We start from the raw sequence: 15,163 nt of genomic DNA, 5'->3' as shown, positions 1-15,163 counted from the left end.
AAAATATTCTACAAATTTTTCCTTTATATTTATAAAGAAACAAAAAAACAACGATTGCGTTCTACAACACTCGTTGTTTTTACTTTATGCACGATTTTCTTTTAACCACTTCGTAATAGCATCTAACCTCGAAACATCAAAACGTCCTTCTTCACACACGTTCAAATTTTTTGAGTTTCTCACTATTTCTAATTCATTATTTCTTACACTTTTTGCCTCAATTAATTTACAATACCCATCTGTAACAGTATTTAAATTTTCATAATAACGCTGAAACGATTTTGATATATGTAAATGTTTTTCAAAGTTTCTCCTTCTTTTCGTTTCATCAGATACTTTCCGTTTTCTAAGTTCTTCATCGTTCGTATATAAATAAAAATATTGATCTGGAAAACCAATTTCCCTATTTATCATCTTTTCTTTATAAAAATTTTCTATTAAAGATAATGGCTGATTAAATATATCAAAATGAAAACACCAATTATAACTAAGTGGCTGATATATATCGCCATCGAGTATTACTAATTCATATTGCTCTGACTTCTGAACAGCTATATTCCAGCGCTCAACTTGTTTTTCAAAATACCATGTTCTATGTTCATTTTTTGGCCTTTCAAATAAAGAATTCACTTCAGGTATTATATAAGCACCATAATTCTTTTCTAATTCACGGCACGTGGTACTTTTACCAACAGCGCTTGCTCCCTCAAATGCTATTATCCCCATAGTTTCTCCCTCTTTCATTAACTAAAATTTCGTTGTTTCACTTTTCTTCCCCATAACTTTCTCCATAAAACAATTGAAGCAATAGTGAGCATGATTGTTGTAATGATACTACCTTCAATTCCGAACGTGCCTCCATGCAATGTTTCTGGTCCATTTGTTATAGACTTAAAAATTGGAGTAGAATATACAGTTGTGCCACTAACTGCAAAACCATATACATTATATTGAGCCCAGTTCCAAATTGAGTGCCATGCACATATTCCCCACAGACCGTCTTCTTTCAATACATATAAAGCTGCGAAAACACCCACTAATATTATATTCGATATAGATAATATTGTAATTCCTGGATTAAGTAGATGAAGAAATCCAAATAAAAATGAAGTTACAATTATTCCAACCCATATACGACTTCTAACAGAAAGAATCGGGAATAACCAACCTCGTACAATAATTTCTTCCGTTGCCCCTTGTATTAAAAATGCAACTAGAGATCCTACTATTCCTACTATCACTGTTGAGGTAATATGTTGTACTTGCAATTTCACACTCCCCATTAGTAATAGTAGAATAACTGGCGTTGAAATAAATACAAACCCTATTAACGCACCTTTTAAATATTTTCTCATCCATTTCTCTTTCCAAAAGCCAATAGATGAAAAAGGTCTTTTTTCTACAAAACGAACCCATATAAATAAAATAAATATAGCTCCGCCAAACGTTAACACCATTCTAACATTGTCATAAATACCTTTCATGAATATCGTTTCAGCTTTCGGTAAAAATAACATAAATAACATAAAAAGTTCGCCTAAAGTCAAAAATATAATGGCTAATATTACAGCAAAGACTGGATGGACCTTTTTTCTCCCTGCTTTTGCTGCTTCAATTATTAAAAATGAATTATTTTTCACTTTCTTTTCTCCTTTTATAATATTTAACTACCAACAGTAAACATCCATATTTTACCACAAAAAATACATTATTAATATTTACTCTAAGTTTTTCTTACATGATTTTGCATAAATCCAAATTAGGAATAATATATAAATAAAAGAGGTGCCTTTGTGCCTTTACTATTATCACCCAGATTACTCAGTGGTATTACCAGCACTTGCTATTTCCCACCATTTGTTGTAAGATAGTAATTAAGGTCAATTTAACACTATATTTTCTTTGCATATTATCAAGTATCAATCAGGGACAGTTTGTACTCCTTATGGGTTTTTGATAATATGTGAAATTTTATTTTCATTCAAATAAGGCCGATCATATTGTAATTTTTCTACTTTTAGGAGGCATTACCATGACATTAACAGGTAAAGTAAAATGGTTTAACAGCGAAAAAGGTTTCGGTTTCATCGAAGTTGCAGACGGTAACGATGTATTCGTTCACTTCTCAGCTATCACTGGCGACGGCTTCAAGTCTCTTGACGAAGGTCAAGAAGTTAGCTTTGAAGTTGAAGAAGGTAACCGCGGACCTCAAGCTAAAAACGTTGTAAAGCTATAATTCAAACAATAAAAAGGTTGTTACCAGCAAGGTTAACAACCTTTTTAATATATAACTAAAATTTTTTACATAAAAGGAGTGGTTACATGTATCGCAATCGAAAGAACGATGTAGCAGAAGTACCACCAGAACAAACCCCTGTTTGGGAATGTGAATCAGAGGATTGTTTAGGATGGATGAGAAAGAACTTTTCATTTGAAGAAGAGCCTAAATGCCCTTTATGTAAAAGTAGCATGAAAAGCGGAGAACGTTTATTACCTAAATTAGGTTAATTTATAATAAAAAAAACCTCTTTTAATTAAGAGGTTTTTTTATTATAAATTTATGTCCTCAATATCAGTTCGTACTATAGAATACAATAATGCATCGTGTTGCTTATTTCCTTGATGAATATATCCGCGCAATAGACCTTCCTTTTGGAAGCCAATTTTAGATAACATTCTACAAGAAGTAACATTTTCAGGATATGTAATAGCTCCAATTCTAAACAAACCTAAATCTTTAAATCCATAATCAATAATTTCTCGAGCTGCTTCTGAAGCATAACCATTTCCCCAATAATGAGGATGCAGATCATATCCAATCTCAGATCGTTTGCTCCATAATTGTAAATTGTTTAGTCCAATTGTTCCTATTAAAACATTCGTTTCTTTTAACACAATTCCCCATCGTATTGCCTTTTTCTCAAAGTAATTTTTTGAAAAAGATTCGATCATACGTGAAGCTTGTCCAAACTCCGTAAAAGAATTCATACCGTAATAACACGTCACTTCATCCAATGAAAAGATTTCATATATTTTTTGACAATAAGATTGTTCTATTTCAACTAAACGTAAGCGTTCTGTTTCTAATATAGGAAATGCCATAGGATCACTCCTTTCTCTCTACTCGTTCATTATATCAGAAAAAATATGTATAATTAGTAAAGTCCTTATTGTTCCATAAATCAAACATTTCTAATGGCGCATTCCCTCTTTATTCTATATACACGAATTGGATACCTTCTGATTGCCAATCAAACATGACGCTATAATTTCCATAAATCTAATTTTAAATTATCAAGAACTGTAAAGAAATTGTTTCTTCATTTTCTCCTTCTAAACAACCACCCTACCCCATACATTTATGGTAAAATATAGTTAATGTATTTTTTTATTGTGGAGGTGTAAATTTCCTATGTATATATTCATCGGCTTATCCCTCTTACTCATATTACTTATTTTTTTATTCGCAAAAAAATTCACACCAAACTCATTCATGATGACTAGCTTTAAAGGCAATAGCTTTAGGACATTTTCAATCGGTATTTTAATCGCTGCCATACTCTCACTTTCATATGGAACTTATCATGCAGTAACATATCAACCTAGTTATTTAGATATTAAATTAAAAAATCAAAATTATACTGTTTTCGGTAATGTAGGCGAATTCGGTTATTTCTCCGAAGAATTATTAAAAAAAGATACAGAAGTACAACTATATTTCGTCTCTTGGAAAACAATACAGTTAAAAAATCCGGTAATACTTATAGAATATCCTTCAGGAAAACAAGAAACATGGAAGCCAAATATCGTATCAATACCGGTAAATAAATTACAAGAAAAACATGATATAAAAGATATTTATCAACTATCACCGTATTCATTTAAAGAGTCTGGAGAAATAACATTAACAATAAAAGAAAACAATGTAAAAAACAATACAATTTCGATTCAAATAAAATAAATAAAAACTGTTCCTCCATTTTGCTGAAGGGACAGTTTTTATTTATTCTACAGTATTATTTATTTAATGTAGCCATTATTTCATTGGCTATATTCTTTCCATTTCCAATACACGCACCAATTCCGACACCGTAATATGAGGCACCAGCTAAATATACATTTGGATAAAGATTCGTCATTTTTTCTTGCAATGTTTGAACCGCTTGATTATGTTCTAAATGATATTTCGGCATTAAATCTTTCCAATTTGTAACTTTGACTACTTCTGGTTCACCTTTAATTCCGAGACTTTTTTCAATATCATATAAAGCAACTCGTACTAATTCTTCTTCACTATAATTTTTGATTGTTTCATATACCGGATTGGTGCTCTTATAAAACATTCTTACTAATAATTTTTGTTTACCCGATGTATGTTTCCACTTTCGACTTGTCCATGTGCAAGCATCACAATGTAAATCACTGTTTTCCGTTACAATAAACCCTGTGCCGTCAGCTGGTAGTTGTTCATCTAGTATGTCAAATCCTAAGTAAATACTTATAAGAGATGAGTTTTTAAATGTATTAAACTGCTCATTTAACTCATTAGACTGTAATAAAGTTTGTGCTATATCATGTGGAGCTGCTAAAACAACATAATCAGCTTGTATTGTTTCATGATTTACAAAAGAAATCTCATATCGATCTTCTTGTTTACTTACAGCCGTCGTTATAGCACCTTTTTTTACGACAGTTTCAGTCAGCACTTCTTCTAAGCGATTAATTATCGTAGATAGTCCACCTTTAAATGATACGAATTTTTTATTTCCTGCTGATTGAAATTGTTTTTTATTCTCTTCAAAACCTTTAATAATACTTCCATACTTATTTTTATAATCCAGTAAATATGGTAATGTAGATGCCATTGTAAGCTCATTCAATTTACCAGAATATACGCCTGAAAGCACAGGAGCAATTTGTCTTTCCACTAACTCTTTCCCTAAGAAACTTTCTAAAAATAGAGCAAGTGATGTGTCTTTCGTAAACTCTTTATTTTTCGTTATGAAATCTTTTAAAGCTACGATTTTCCCTTTCGTTGAGACTAGCGTACTGCTAAACAACGACCGGGCGCTCATAGGTATCCCAAATATAGTATCAGAAGGAATCGGATGTAACATGTTTTCAGAATATATGTAAGAAATACCCGTTTCATTATATACCATTTCATCTTCTAAATTTAAATCTTTTACAAGTGGCATAACATATTCATTACGAGCAACGATTGAATCCGCTCCTGACTCCATAATGAAATCCTTTTCTTCCACACTATGGATTTTACCACCTAAATACTCTTCTTTCTCAATAAGAATTAAATTTAAATCGATATTATAATCCTTTTTTAATTTTTCTAAATAAAACATAGTAGAAAGTCCCGTTATACCTCCACCGATAACAACAACTGTTTTCATATGTGCTGCGCTCCTAACCGATACAATTAATAATTCCTTTTTATTATAACCAAAAGTCCTTATATTCGACTAGCAAGTTGCGCATTCTGTAAGAAATTAGACAATATATTTGAATATATTTTCAAATTACCTAATAAAAAAGAACTATAACATTTACAAACCCCGTCATAGTTCTCTTTATTTTAAAAACATAAAGTAATTGATTAATTTGTCTAGTTCTTGACTCAATGCCAATACTTTTTCATGTTGAATTCCATAATCCGATACTAAATATAAAAGTTCTTCTTTTTTTATTTCAATTACTTTTTCCAATTTCGCTAGTTCCATGTCGTTTTACATCTCTCCAAAAATAAAATGTATGTATTTCAGTATAGCCTACTTACATAATTAGTAAAAGTAAAATACGCATGTAAAATCTTACATATTTGAAAAAATAATATACTACTAACAAAAAAAGAAACTAGATTAAGCTTCTTTTTTCAGATTATTAAAGTTCATTAAGAATGAATAACATACCGGAATTTTTCTAATGTTATATCTTTATAATTTGGAGCTCTCTTTATATGATTAAAATAACTAGCAATTGCAGCTGCTCCAAAATGCGCATGCCAAATATCATTTGTTTCTTTTTTGCATTGAGAAATAATTGAAAGGCCGCCTTTTAAAATACTTTTGTTTTCCATTTTCTTTCTCCCCTAATTAAAATCACTATATTTTCATCCTAAAGATGGTGTCAGGACAAATAAAATGTGATTCGATTCATCACTTTTATTCAAAAATCGATGCTTCACATTTGGTGGAATACGTACAACATCGCCTTCTTCTAAAAAATATTCTTTTCCCTCCAATTCTACGTATACTTCCCCTTTCATAATAACAGCAATCTCTTCCTTATCTTCATGGGAATAATGGCTTTCTGTTGTGTTTGCTTGTTTATTTAAATCCATCATTAACATTTCAATACGTGCTTTCATAAAATCAGGTGTTAATACATCATATACAATGTGATCATTGTTTTCCCGATATACTTTTTTTCGATCTTTTTTCTTGGAAATGAGCGAATCTGTATCAATATCGTTAATAAAAAGTGTAAACAGCGGTACATTTAATGCTTTTGCAATTAACTCCAAAACATTTAAAGAAGGATTAGCATGTCCTCTTTCAATTTGGCTAATTAGTGATGTACTAATCCCTGCATACTCAGCGAATTCACGAATTGTCATATTATTTTTCTTACGATAACTTAATACCGTTTGTCCAAGCCTATCATGTATCATAGTAAAACTTCCTTTCGTCCATCATAATGCATATTTCATTGTCTTTGTGCTGACATACTAAACAAAGGCAAATAATCCTTTCCTATTATCTCCGGGACTTATATACTTACCTTCGTACATTATATCGCACTAAGTTTATTATAATAAACAATCTATCGGAGGGACAAACTTTGAAATCACCTATTCTTTCATATTTCATCTTATTTTTTGGTGTATTCGCCTTATCAACTTCAGCAATTTTTGTAAAATTGGCAGCTGCTCCTGCGACAATCATTGCTTTTTACCGATTATTCTTTGCCACACTGATCCTGTTACCGTTATTACTATTTAATAAAAATAGTCGAAATGAGCTAAAAACTTTAACGAAAAAACAATGGACATTCGGATTCATATCTGGGCTATTTTTAGCTGCACATTATGTACTATGGTTTGAATCATTACAATATACTTCTGTAGCAAGCTCTACAGTTATCGTAACGTTACAACCTTTGTTCTCAATAATTGGTGGTTATTTTTTATTTAAGGAGAGATTTACGAAAGGAGCGGTTATTGGTTGCCTCATCGCCATTTCAGGTAGTATCATCATTGGCTGGCAAGATTTCCAAATTAGTGGAGAAGCTTTATATGGAGATATTTTAGCATTTATCGCTGCTGGTATCATTACTGCTTATTTTTTCATTAGCCAACACGTCCGTAAAGATTTGTCACTTATACCCTATTCGGTAATTAGTTATGGAAGTAGTGCTGGCTTTCTTGGCATATTTGCTTTCACGCAACAAGAATCTTTCATCCATTACTCTACACAAACTTGGTTGTGCTTTATTGGATTAGCTTTCATTGCTACAATTTTAGGACAAACCATTTTTAATTGGTTATTAAAATGGATGAGTGCTACTGTAATTTCAATGAGTATTTTAGGTGAAACAATTGGCACTTGTATGCTAGCGTACTTTATATTACATGAGACCATTTCTTTACAACAAGGACTAGGAATTGCCGTTATTTTTATTGGTTTAGCATTATTTTTATTACAGCCAAATTCTAATGAAAAAGCATGACAGTATACTGTCATGCTTTTAACTATCAATTATGTACAATTAAACCATTCGGTCTAAAACGACTCATCATAATTTCATTAATAAACTTTCCGTGAGCTTTCAAATTCCCTATCTTTACCCCCTCTTCTACAAATCCAAATTTTTCATATAAAGCTTTTGCTTTTGGATTCGTTTCTAACACACCTAGTTCTACTCTCTCTAACATTAACCAATTATCAGCCAGATCAAGCATCTTCATAAGAAGTGCTTTCCCAATTCCTTTATTATGATATTCACTGTCTACCCCAATGAATAAATCGCCTGAATGAGATCTTCGGCCTGGACTTTGTGTTAAACTTACAAATCCAACAACTTCTCCATCATATTCTGCAACAAATTCAAATTGATTTGGTGCTAAATTTCGAATTCTATTTTCCATAGCTTCTACACGCATGCTAGGTAAGAAAACCATATACGGTAAAACGTCATCTTGTATACATATACAATGAATTGCTCTAGCATCTTGTATTTCTACTGCTCTAACGTTAACCCCCATCTTTCTCTCCTCCATATAAATAACAATATATTTGTGTGTATTCTAGAAATGTTCATGAATGACCTTCTCGTCCGTATTTCTTTATGTCATTTTTACATAATTATTCCGATATAATATTTAATTCCCAAAAAGATTAACAACTATATCTATATGATTAACTTTTCACTTTGCTATATAAATTAAGCAAATCTTCAATTTGAATACCATTTATTTCCATACCGACTATATCACAATTTTCTATTTCAATATTTTTCAGATTACTGTTACTTATGGTGCTACCTTCCAAGTCACATTTATCGAATACAATAGGTTCCTTCTCATCTCCGAGACTTGTATTTTTGAATTGTACTCCACCTAAAGTCACCAAATTAAATTTACTGCCAGAAAGATTTAAATCTGCATATGATGAACTTCTAAAATTTATATTTCTAAACTTTGATTGACTTACATTGCAATTACTCATATTCGTATTCATTATATTGCTACCAACAAATGAACTGTTTTTTAAATTCACTTGATAATACCCTGTATTTGCTAAATTACAGTTTTCGTATTGACTATTTTTCATATCTTTATTTGTAACTACACTCTCTTTGTTTGAGCTTGTTTTTATTCTTTTCACGTAACAATACTCATCTTCCGATTCAAAAATCATTTGGTAGCCCATCTTTTTATAAAAGTGATGATTATTAATTTGTCTACTAGATGTTTCGAGATCCCAAATCTTTATGTTTGGATATTCCTTTTCTATTAATTTCATAACATGTGATCCAATTCCTTTTCCTTGATAAACAGGAGCTACAAAAATACGATCAATTCGACCGTACGACTTACCAGAAATCGTAACTATTATCCCTCCAATTATTTCTTTATCCATTACAACTTTGAAAGAATCCAATTCTTCAATGGAATATTCCATCATTTCAACTGAAGAATACCCTGGCGGTTGAATGTTATAATCAATGACATCATCTTGGCCGTATAGCCATTGTTTTGCTTCTGCATCAAATGTTCTTTTCATTATTTCTGTTAATTTCTCAGCATCTAAAATTGTAGCTTTTTCTATAGATATTCTCGTCATTTTCGTTTTCCCCTTCATTATTACAAACCAACCATTTTTGTGAATGGCATAATTATCAATTCACTTTTGTTTTTAATGCTTTTCCCATTATTACATATGGAACATCATTTGTACTTGGATGAAATGGCTCCAATACATTTATCCAATCTAATCTTTCATATAACGAACGTGCTTTTTCATTGTTTATTTGTGTTGTTAAAACACTCGTTCTATTTGGAATCCCTTCTAGTAATTCATTATGTAATTTCGTTCCAAGACCTTCATTTTGATATTGTGGGTGGACTGCTAACTCTACAAATTCAAAACAATCTTGTAACCATTCGTCTACTTGCTCTAGATGTAACGCTTCTCTCATTAATTGATTATAGTACTGTCCCTCCATTGAGCGATAACCATAAGTAAAGCCAACTACTTCATTTTCATCATTTATTGCTACTATACCTTTAAAACCTGTATATTCTATATGCCTATTCATTCGCTCGATCATTTCATTGAAATTTATTTTCTCAAATACTTTACAATACAATTTTGCCATATCCCCAATTAAGATTTCATCTTTTTTAATGCTTACGAATTTCACTTTATCCCCCCCCTGTTAAACATTTATATACTTAAAATTTTAAAAACAAAGAAAATTAATACCAATCACTCTCTTTACTATTAAACTACAAATCACCCTATATTTTCCACAATTACTTAGTATTAATGAATAAAAGAAGAGACCATGTAATACCAACATGGTCTCTTCTTTTATTCATTTTCAATTTTATCCCGCTATTTGCTGGGCAGTAAGACCCCCACCTCAAAATTCAGCGAAAGCAAAGAAGTTAGGTGGGGGTCGGGCTAATAATCAGTGGGGGCTGAACAAAACCCCCACTGATTAAAGTTTCACTTTATATAATTAAAAATTAAATATTACTTAAGCCACTCGTTGCAAGTATTACTTAACTGCTGTAAATCTTCTATAAATTGACTCGCATCATATCCATCACAAACCGAATGATGTACTTGCAATGAAACTGGTAGCATAACCTTGTTTCCTTCATTAAAATATTTCCCACAAGTTATAATTGGCAATAGAAAATTTTCATCATTATTAATATTAAGATTAAATCCAGTAAAACTAGTCCAAGGTATACTAGAAATCGGAAATACATTAGGTGGAATATTTTCTTTCGTGAAAAAACCATGAACACTAGCATAGCATCTCATATCGTCTTCATAATTCTTATAGAAAGTGCGGAAATCACTTGAATAATCCGTCCATATACTTGAAAAAGACTTATCATCTTTATGAAAGATTGTATAACTCGGTATCATTTCCTCCCAATAGCCTAAAACTCCTTCATCGTTAAAACATGTTCGAAATTTTTTATGATTATTTACTACTCTAGAAATTAAATATATAAAAACGGGATAAAATTTTATTCCCTTTTGATATAATTCCTCTAATAACATCGTGATATCAACATTAACAGTCATACTAAATGTACATTTCAACTTTAAATAATGCTCAAAATACTGCTCTCTATTCCAATCTTCTCTATCAATTACATGAAACTTCATTCTAATAGCCTCCTAAAATTTTCTTTTTATTTTAGAAGGCTATTTCCCTTGCTTTCACCATAATTGTTCACTCCTAACAGTTTACATTTCACCCTAATTATTTATTTAATTATATAACATATGTAAGAATCAATTCACATATTTCTTGAAATCCATCCACATACTATAGATAAATCAAATGAAATTTGGAGGATACATACATGAATAACAAAAATATGAATAAAAAAGAAAATATTACTGAAAATACTACATCTATTCAAAATAATAATACTGCAAACCTTACTATTGAAGAACAAGCAATGAACGGCTTATACGGAATGCCCGAAACAACAATTGAAGATGCTGATCACGCTGCAGCTGATGATTTGACTTCAAAAAATTAATTAACTACATTGAAAAAGCCAAGGAAAATATCCTTGGCTTTTTTAACTATGCATCCACCTTTTGTATTTCTTCACTCTTTCTTGAAAGTTTACCTGGCCAAAAAGCAAATCGGCCTAACACAACTGTAATTGCGGGTACAAGTAACGGTCTTACAATAAACGTATCTAGTAATACGCCAATTGCAGTTACAATACCAAATTGAACTAATACTTGAATTGGAAGTGTACCTAACACTGCAAAAGTTCCTGCTAAAATTAAACCTGCCGATGTAATAACACTACCTGTTTGTATTACACCATTTTTTACTGCATCCAAGTGATTTTGTGTCTTTCTGTTTTTCCATATTTCTGAAACCATAAAGATATTATAATCTTCACCTAAAGCAACTAAAAATACGAATGCGTACAACGGTATCGCACCTTGAATGGCCGGCGCTCCCATACCGTAATGAAGTAATATCCATCCTGCTCCTAACGCTGAGAAGAATGATAAGACAACAGTTACAATTAAATAAATCATCGCAACAACCGATCGTAAGTAGACAAGTAATAATAAAGCGATAATGCTAATCATTACTGGAATAATTACTGATTCATCACGTTCAGTAATTTGCTTTGTATCATATAATGAAGCTGTTTCTCCACCAATCCACAATTGCTCTTCAGCATTACTAATCCCAGCATCTTTTAATACTTTTTCTACATTACTTTTCAATTTAGGAATTTGATCTAACGCTTCAATTGAGTATGGATTTTCCGCTAAAGAAACTTCATACATTTGTATTTGCTTATTTTCTTTTCCCTCTTTTGGCTCTTTCACTGTATTTATGAAAGAAAATTTCTCTAGTTCTTGTTTAATAGGAAGCTCTTTTCCTTTCGTATCAACAACAACTTTTACTGGTGCTAGTTCACCAGCTGAGAAATGATCACTAATTAACGTAAACCCTTCACGAGAAGGCATATCCTTTGGAAACGATTCTAATAAGTCATATGTGTATTGAATACGTGGTACGAACGAAGCCAATCCACCTAATACAAACACAGTTAGCATAATTATTGTCCACGGTCTTCGTACTACTACATCTCCAAGTTTTTTACTAAAGGAGCCTTTTGATTTTTCAACTTTTACAGCCCTCTTTTTCTTTCTTGCAAACTCCTCATTCATTGAAGTTGTTCTCGGTATAAACGGGAAAAATGCAATCCTACCGAAAATTAATAATAGTGCTGGTAAAATCGTTAAAGCCGCGATTCCCATTATAAATACAGCAACACTAAATGGTACTGCAAATCGATGAAAGGCACCATAATGAGCAAGTAATAATGTCCCTAATCCAAGTACAACAGTTAACGCGCTCATTATTATTGCACCGCCAGAAGCTTTAATCGCAAGTTGTAATGCTTTATATTTACTTTCTTCTTCTAACAAGTACTCTCTATATCTCGAAATTAAAAATAGACAATAGTCCGTTCCAGCACCAAACAATAATACTGTCATAATTGATATTGCTTGGGCATCTACTTTAATCCATCCATGATCAGCTAAAAAACCGAGTGTAGGACTAATGATACCGTATGCAAAGCCAACAACAAGTATAGGTAAAATTGCTAAAATTGGCGAACGGTAAAGTAAAATTAATAGGACCAAGACTAATAATACAGTAGCCACTAACAATTTCACATCTGCTTGACTAAATAAACTAACTGCATCCGTTTGAATACCTACAGGTCCAGATAATCGAACATGTAAACCAGATTCACTTATTTTTTGTTTAAATGGATCTTCATCCACCTTACTATTCACTATTTTTCTAAACTCTTCAAGATTTCCTTTTAATATATCCGTACCAGCAGATTTATTAAAGAATACCGGTGTAACAAATGATGTACCATCTTTTGATGCACTTTTTGATAATACTTGCTCTGGAATTGTATCAAATGGCGGTAACGTTGATTGTTCTTTTAAAGGACTAGCTTTTAACTCTTTATAAACGTCTTGTATGAGTTTATAATCCTGTGACTGTAATCCACCATCTCTATACCATACTACTAACAACGGATTCCCTGCATTATTCGGAAACTCTTTTTTCATAAGCGCTTCCGCTTGCTGTGACATAGCTGTTTCAGGTAAATTTTTTGGATTCGGTTCTTTCGTACTGTTTACTTGTGGTAACGTAAATGAAAGTAATAATGTAATAAGAACCCACACCGATAAAGTGATCCATTGCGTATTTTTTCCTGCTACAAGCCTCCCTAACATATGTAACGGGTGCTTTTTCATAAAAACCCACCTTCCTTTTTTCCTTCATTATTAATTATATATACTGGTAGGTTAATTAATCAAGAATGATTGAAAATTATGTTATAATTATCTCAAGAATAAATGTCAGGAGCGAATGGATTTGGAACAAAAACAACGTCCTCTCGGAAGGCCACGTCAAAATAAAAATACAAAATCTACAAAAGAAACCATTTTAGAAGTGGCAACTCGCTTATTTCTTACACAAAATTATCAAGTCGTTTCTATGGATGAAGTCGCAAAAGTTTGTGGTGTTACGAAAGCAACCGTCTACTATTACTATTCAACAAAAGCCGATTTATTTACCGCTACTATGACCCAAATGATGATACGTATACGAGAGAATATGTCTCAAATACTCTCTACAAACAAAACTTTAGAAGAAAGATTATTAGACTTCGCCAAAGTTTACTTACACGCAACGATGGATATTGATATGAAAAATTTTATGAAAGATGCTAAACTGTCGTTATCTGAAGAACAATTGAAGGAATTAAAAAATGCTGAAAATAATATGTATGAAGTGCTAGAAAAAGCACTCGATACTGCGATGCACATGGGAGAAATTCCGAAAGGAAACGCTAAATTTGTGGCTCATGCTTTCGTATCTTTATTATCAATTGGGAATTTTAAAGATGAAAATCACAATCCTATTCTGGCAAATATAGATGAATTAGCACAAGAAATCGTTTCTTTTTATTGGAATGGGTTAGGTCATTCATATTAAACTGATTTACTTTAATAAAAGAGCATGTTTAATTTTTTCAAACATGCTCTTTTATAATTTATTTATATACTAATAATCAGATTATACTTCAACGTCACTTAACAAAAAACTCCATTTTAACTTTACAAATTTTGAAGTTGAACATTTATATTCTCCTTACTTAATCCCCCATGGTAACAAACTACAGATTCAATATGTAAATTTAAATACTTCTTCAAAGACTGCTTTGCTTCCTTAATATTTATAGTTGTTGGGGCGTGAATTCCTCCTAACATCCCATTCACACTATACATAGAGTCTCCTGCAATAAGAATTTTGCTTTGTTTCAAATATAAACTAATATGACCCGGAGTATGCCCTGGAGTATGAAGAATTAGTATTCCACCGCAATACGGAAGTTCTTGCCCGTCAATCACAGTATCACTCACTTTTCCTTTTGGGCGGTTCTCTACATTTCCGTCCTTCAATAAAGGTAAATCCCCCTCGATATATGGCTTATCTAGTTCGTGCGCATAAACTTTAATATTACTTCGACAGCGCTGCAACAATTCTGGCAGACTACCTATATGATCAATATCCTGATGCGTCAAAATCACGACTTTTAACTTATCAAATGATACCCCAATCTTTTCCATCTCTACTTGTATATCTTCAATTTGTCCTGGGAAACCCGTATCTATTAATACTGCCATTTCATCATCCCATAAAAGAATTGGATGAATAACAAATTCTTGAAATTCAAGTTGTAACATTTCTATCCCTTTAGCAATCTCCATACAGCCATTCTCCTTTATATTGAAGTTTGAAAATATGTACGAGTAAACTGAAAATA

The 15,163-nt window shown here is 31.7% G+C and carries 19 protein-coding genes; 6 read left to right on the top strand and 13 right to left on the bottom strand.

All coding sequences use genetic code 11. From position 1 onward, the window contains the following. Positions 1 to 84: 84 nt before the first annotated feature. A complete protein-coding gene (locus tag MR143_RS14900; RefSeq protein WP_199717811.1) occupies positions 85 to 744 on the bottom strand; it encodes an AAA family ATPase in 660 nt (219 codons plus the stop codon). Beyond that, complete coding sequence (locus MR143_RS14895) at positions 744 to 1,640, bottom strand: CPBP family intramembrane glutamic endopeptidase (protein WP_000794830.1); 897 nt, start codon at positions 1,638 to 1,640, stop codon at positions 744 to 746. The genes MR143_RS14900 and MR143_RS14895 overlap by 1 nt, the downstream gene beginning before the upstream one ends. A 392-nt stretch (positions 1,641 to 2,032) precedes the next feature. On the opposite strand from MR143_RS14895, the gene cspD reads away from it, so the two are divergent. Both cspD and MR143_RS14885 read left to right on the top strand, forming a co-directional pair. Further along, a complete protein-coding gene (cspD, locus tag MR143_RS14890) occupies positions 2,033 to 2,236 on the top strand; it encodes a cold-shock protein CspD (RefSeq protein ID WP_000176366.1) in 204 nt (67 codons plus the stop codon). A gap of 86 nt (positions 2,237 to 2,322) precedes the next feature. Beyond that, positions 2,323 to 2,508 (top strand): cold-shock protein, encoded by a 186-nt coding sequence (locus MR143_RS14885; RefSeq protein WP_000286203.1) that lies wholly within the window; start codon positions 2,323 to 2,325, stop codon positions 2,506 to 2,508. Positions 2,509 to 2,550: 42 nt separating this feature from the next. On the opposite strand, the gene MR143_RS14880 is transcribed toward MR143_RS14885, so the two are convergent. Further along, positions 2,551 to 3,102 (bottom strand): GNAT family N-acetyltransferase, encoded by a 552-nt coding sequence (locus MR143_RS14880; protein ID WP_000885386.1) that lies wholly within the window; start codon positions 3,100 to 3,102, stop codon positions 2,551 to 2,553. A gap of 310 nt (positions 3,103 to 3,412) precedes the next feature. On the opposite strand from MR143_RS14880, the gene MR143_RS14875 reads away from it, so the two are divergent. Further along, complete coding sequence (locus MR143_RS14875; protein WP_000275250.1) at positions 3,413 to 3,961, top strand: hypothetical protein; 549 nt, start codon at positions 3,413 to 3,415, stop codon at positions 3,959 to 3,961. Positions 3,962 to 4,016: 55 nt separating this feature from the next. Here MR143_RS14875 and MR143_RS14870 read toward each other — a convergent pair whose 3' ends face one another. From MR143_RS14870 to MR143_RS14855, 4 genes are all read right to left on the bottom strand, one after another. Continuing rightward, complete coding sequence (locus MR143_RS14870) at positions 4,017 to 5,408, bottom strand: protoporphyrinogen oxidase (protein WP_000860363.1); 1,392 nt, start codon at positions 5,406 to 5,408, stop codon at positions 4,017 to 4,019. 177 nt (positions 5,409 to 5,585) lie between these two features. Beyond that, positions 5,586 to 5,735, bottom strand: a complete 150-nt coding sequence (locus tag MR143_RS14865; RefSeq protein ID WP_000417698.1) for an aspartyl-phosphate phosphatase Spo0E family protein — start codon at positions 5,733 to 5,735, stop codon at positions 5,586 to 5,588. 170 nt (positions 5,736 to 5,905) lie between these two features. Continuing rightward, positions 5,906 to 6,091, bottom strand: coding sequence for a hypothetical protein (locus tag MR143_RS14860; protein ID WP_000428904.1), 186 nt, complete (start codon positions 6,089 to 6,091; stop codon positions 5,906 to 5,908). A 33-nt stretch (positions 6,092 to 6,124) separates the two neighbouring features. Then, positions 6,125 to 6,685 carry a helix-turn-helix domain-containing protein gene (locus MR143_RS14855; RefSeq protein ID WP_000581041.1) on the bottom strand — a complete coding sequence of 187 codons (561 nt, stop codon included), beginning with the start codon at positions 6,683 to 6,685 and terminating at the stop codon, positions 6,125 to 6,127. Between the two features lie 170 nt (positions 6,686 to 6,855). Here MR143_RS14855 and MR143_RS14850 point away from each other — a divergent pair, with 170 nt between their 5' ends. Then, positions 6,856 to 7,743 (top strand): DMT family transporter, encoded by an 888-nt coding sequence (locus tag MR143_RS14850; protein WP_000841802.1) that lies wholly within the window; start codon positions 6,856 to 6,858, stop codon positions 7,741 to 7,743. A gap of 25 nt (positions 7,744 to 7,768) precedes the next feature. Here MR143_RS14850 and MR143_RS14845 read toward each other — a convergent pair whose 3' ends face one another. The 4 genes from MR143_RS14845 to catA form a co-directional block, all read right to left on the bottom strand. Further along, positions 7,769 to 8,278, bottom strand: coding sequence for a GNAT family N-acetyltransferase (locus MR143_RS14845; protein WP_000538742.1), 510 nt, complete (start codon positions 8,276 to 8,278; stop codon positions 7,769 to 7,771). A gap of 154 nt (positions 8,279 to 8,432) precedes the next feature. Continuing rightward, positions 8,433 to 9,377 carry a GNAT family N-acetyltransferase gene (locus MR143_RS14840; protein WP_151522211.1) on the bottom strand — a complete coding sequence of 315 codons (945 nt, stop codon included), beginning with the start codon at positions 9,375 to 9,377 and terminating at the stop codon, positions 8,433 to 8,435. Positions 9,378 to 9,414: 37 nt separating this feature from the next. Then, positions 9,415 to 9,939 carry a GNAT family N-acetyltransferase gene (locus MR143_RS14835; RefSeq protein ID WP_000673978.1) on the bottom strand — a complete coding sequence of 175 codons (525 nt, stop codon included), beginning with the start codon at positions 9,937 to 9,939 and terminating at the stop codon, positions 9,415 to 9,417. 335 nt (positions 9,940 to 10,274) lie between these two features. Further along, the gene (gene catA, locus MR143_RS14830) at positions 10,275 to 10,925 is read right to left on the bottom strand and encodes a type A chloramphenicol O-acetyltransferase (protein WP_000668527.1); all 651 of its coding nucleotides are present in this window, start codon (positions 10,923 to 10,925) and stop codon (positions 10,275 to 10,277) included. A 200-nt stretch (positions 10,926 to 11,125) separates the two neighbouring features. Here catA and MR143_RS14825 point away from each other — a divergent pair, with 200 nt between their 5' ends. After that, a complete protein-coding gene (locus MR143_RS14825) occupies positions 11,126 to 11,308 on the top strand; it encodes a DUF4021 domain-containing protein (RefSeq protein WP_001060656.1) in 183 nt (60 codons plus the stop codon). A gap of 46 nt (positions 11,309 to 11,354) precedes the next feature. On the opposite strand, the gene MR143_RS14820 is transcribed toward MR143_RS14825, so the two are convergent. Further along, positions 11,355 to 13,586, bottom strand: coding sequence for an MMPL family transporter (locus MR143_RS14820; RefSeq protein WP_000716579.1), 2,232 nt, complete (start codon positions 13,584 to 13,586; stop codon positions 11,355 to 11,357). Positions 13,587 to 13,707: 121 nt separating this feature from the next. Here MR143_RS14820 and MR143_RS14815 point away from each other — a divergent pair, with 121 nt between their 5' ends. Further along, a complete protein-coding gene (locus MR143_RS14815; protein WP_000436039.1) occupies positions 13,708 to 14,331 on the top strand; it encodes a TetR/AcrR family transcriptional regulator in 624 nt (207 codons plus the stop codon). Positions 14,332 to 14,453: 122 nt separating this feature from the next. Here MR143_RS14815 and MR143_RS14810 read toward each other — a convergent pair whose 3' ends face one another. Continuing rightward, complete coding sequence (locus tag MR143_RS14810) at positions 14,454 to 15,107, bottom strand: MBL fold metallo-hydrolase (RefSeq protein ID WP_000401468.1); 654 nt, start codon at positions 15,105 to 15,107, stop codon at positions 14,454 to 14,456. Between the last annotated feature and the right edge of the window lie 56 nt (positions 15,108 to 15,163).

Origin of the sequence: Bacillus cereus group sp. BfR-BA-01347 (assembly GCF_022663835.1) — a bacterium.
In the GTDB taxonomy this organism is placed as follows: Bacteria; Bacillota; Bacilli; order Bacillales; family Bacillaceae_G; genus Bacillus_A; species Bacillus_A thuringiensis_K.
The sequence above is the reverse complement of the archived record's forward strand: the minus strand, read 5'-3'. Positions and strand labels throughout refer to the sequence as shown.

Bases quoted from the DNA above. Each gene is read 5' to 3' on its own strand.
- MR143_RS14825 (WP_001060656.1), top strand. From the start codon at position 11,126: ATGAATAACAAAAATATGAATAAAAAAGAAAATATTACTGAAAATACT.
- MR143_RS14885 (WP_000286203.1), top strand. From the start codon at position 2,323: ATGTATCGCAATCGAAAGAACGATGTAGCAGAAGTACCACCAGAACAA.
- MR143_RS14880 (WP_000885386.1), bottom strand. From the start codon at position 3,102: ATGGCATTTCCTATATTAGAAACAGAACGCTTACGTTTAGTTGAAATA.
- MR143_RS14900 (WP_199717811.1), bottom strand. From the start codon at position 744: ATGAAAGAGGGAGAAACTATGGGGATAATAGCATTTGAGGGAGCAAGC.
- MR143_RS14875 (WP_000275250.1), top strand. From the start codon at position 3,413: ATGTATATATTCATCGGCTTATCCCTCTTACTCATATTACTTATTTTT.
- MR143_RS14810 (WP_000401468.1), bottom strand. From the start codon at position 15,107: ATGGAGATTGCTAAAGGGATAGAAATGTTACAACTTGAATTTCAAGAA.
- catA (WP_000668527.1), bottom strand. From the start codon at position 10,925: ATGAAGTTTCATGTAATTGATAGAGAAGATTGGAATAGAGAGCAGTAT.
- cspD (WP_000176366.1), top strand. From the start codon at position 2,033: ATGACATTAACAGGTAAAGTAAAATGGTTTAACAGCGAAAAAGGTTTC.
- MR143_RS14865 (WP_000417698.1), bottom strand. From the start codon at position 5,735: ATGGAACTAGCGAAATTGGAAAAAGTAATTGAAATAAAAAAAGAAGAA.
- MR143_RS14855 (WP_000581041.1), bottom strand. From the start codon at position 6,685: ATGATACATGATAGGCTTGGACAAACGGTATTAAGTTATCGTAAGAAA.
- MR143_RS14870 (WP_000860363.1), bottom strand. From the start codon at position 5,408: ATGAAAACAGTTGTTGTTATCGGTGGAGGTATAACGGGACTTTCTACT.
- MR143_RS14840 (WP_151522211.1), bottom strand. From the start codon at position 9,377: ATGAAGGGGAAAACGAAAATGACGAGAATATCTATAGAAAAAGCTACA.
- MR143_RS14860 (WP_000428904.1), bottom strand. From the start codon at position 6,091: ATGGAAAACAAAAGTATTTTAAAAGGCGGCCTTTCAATTATTTCTCAA.
- MR143_RS14820 (WP_000716579.1), bottom strand. From the start codon at position 13,586: ATGAAAAAGCACCCGTTACATATGTTAGGGAGGCTTGTAGCAGGAAAA.
- MR143_RS14845 (WP_000538742.1), bottom strand. From the start codon at position 8,278: ATGGGGGTTAACGTTAGAGCAGTAGAAATACAAGATGCTAGAGCAATT.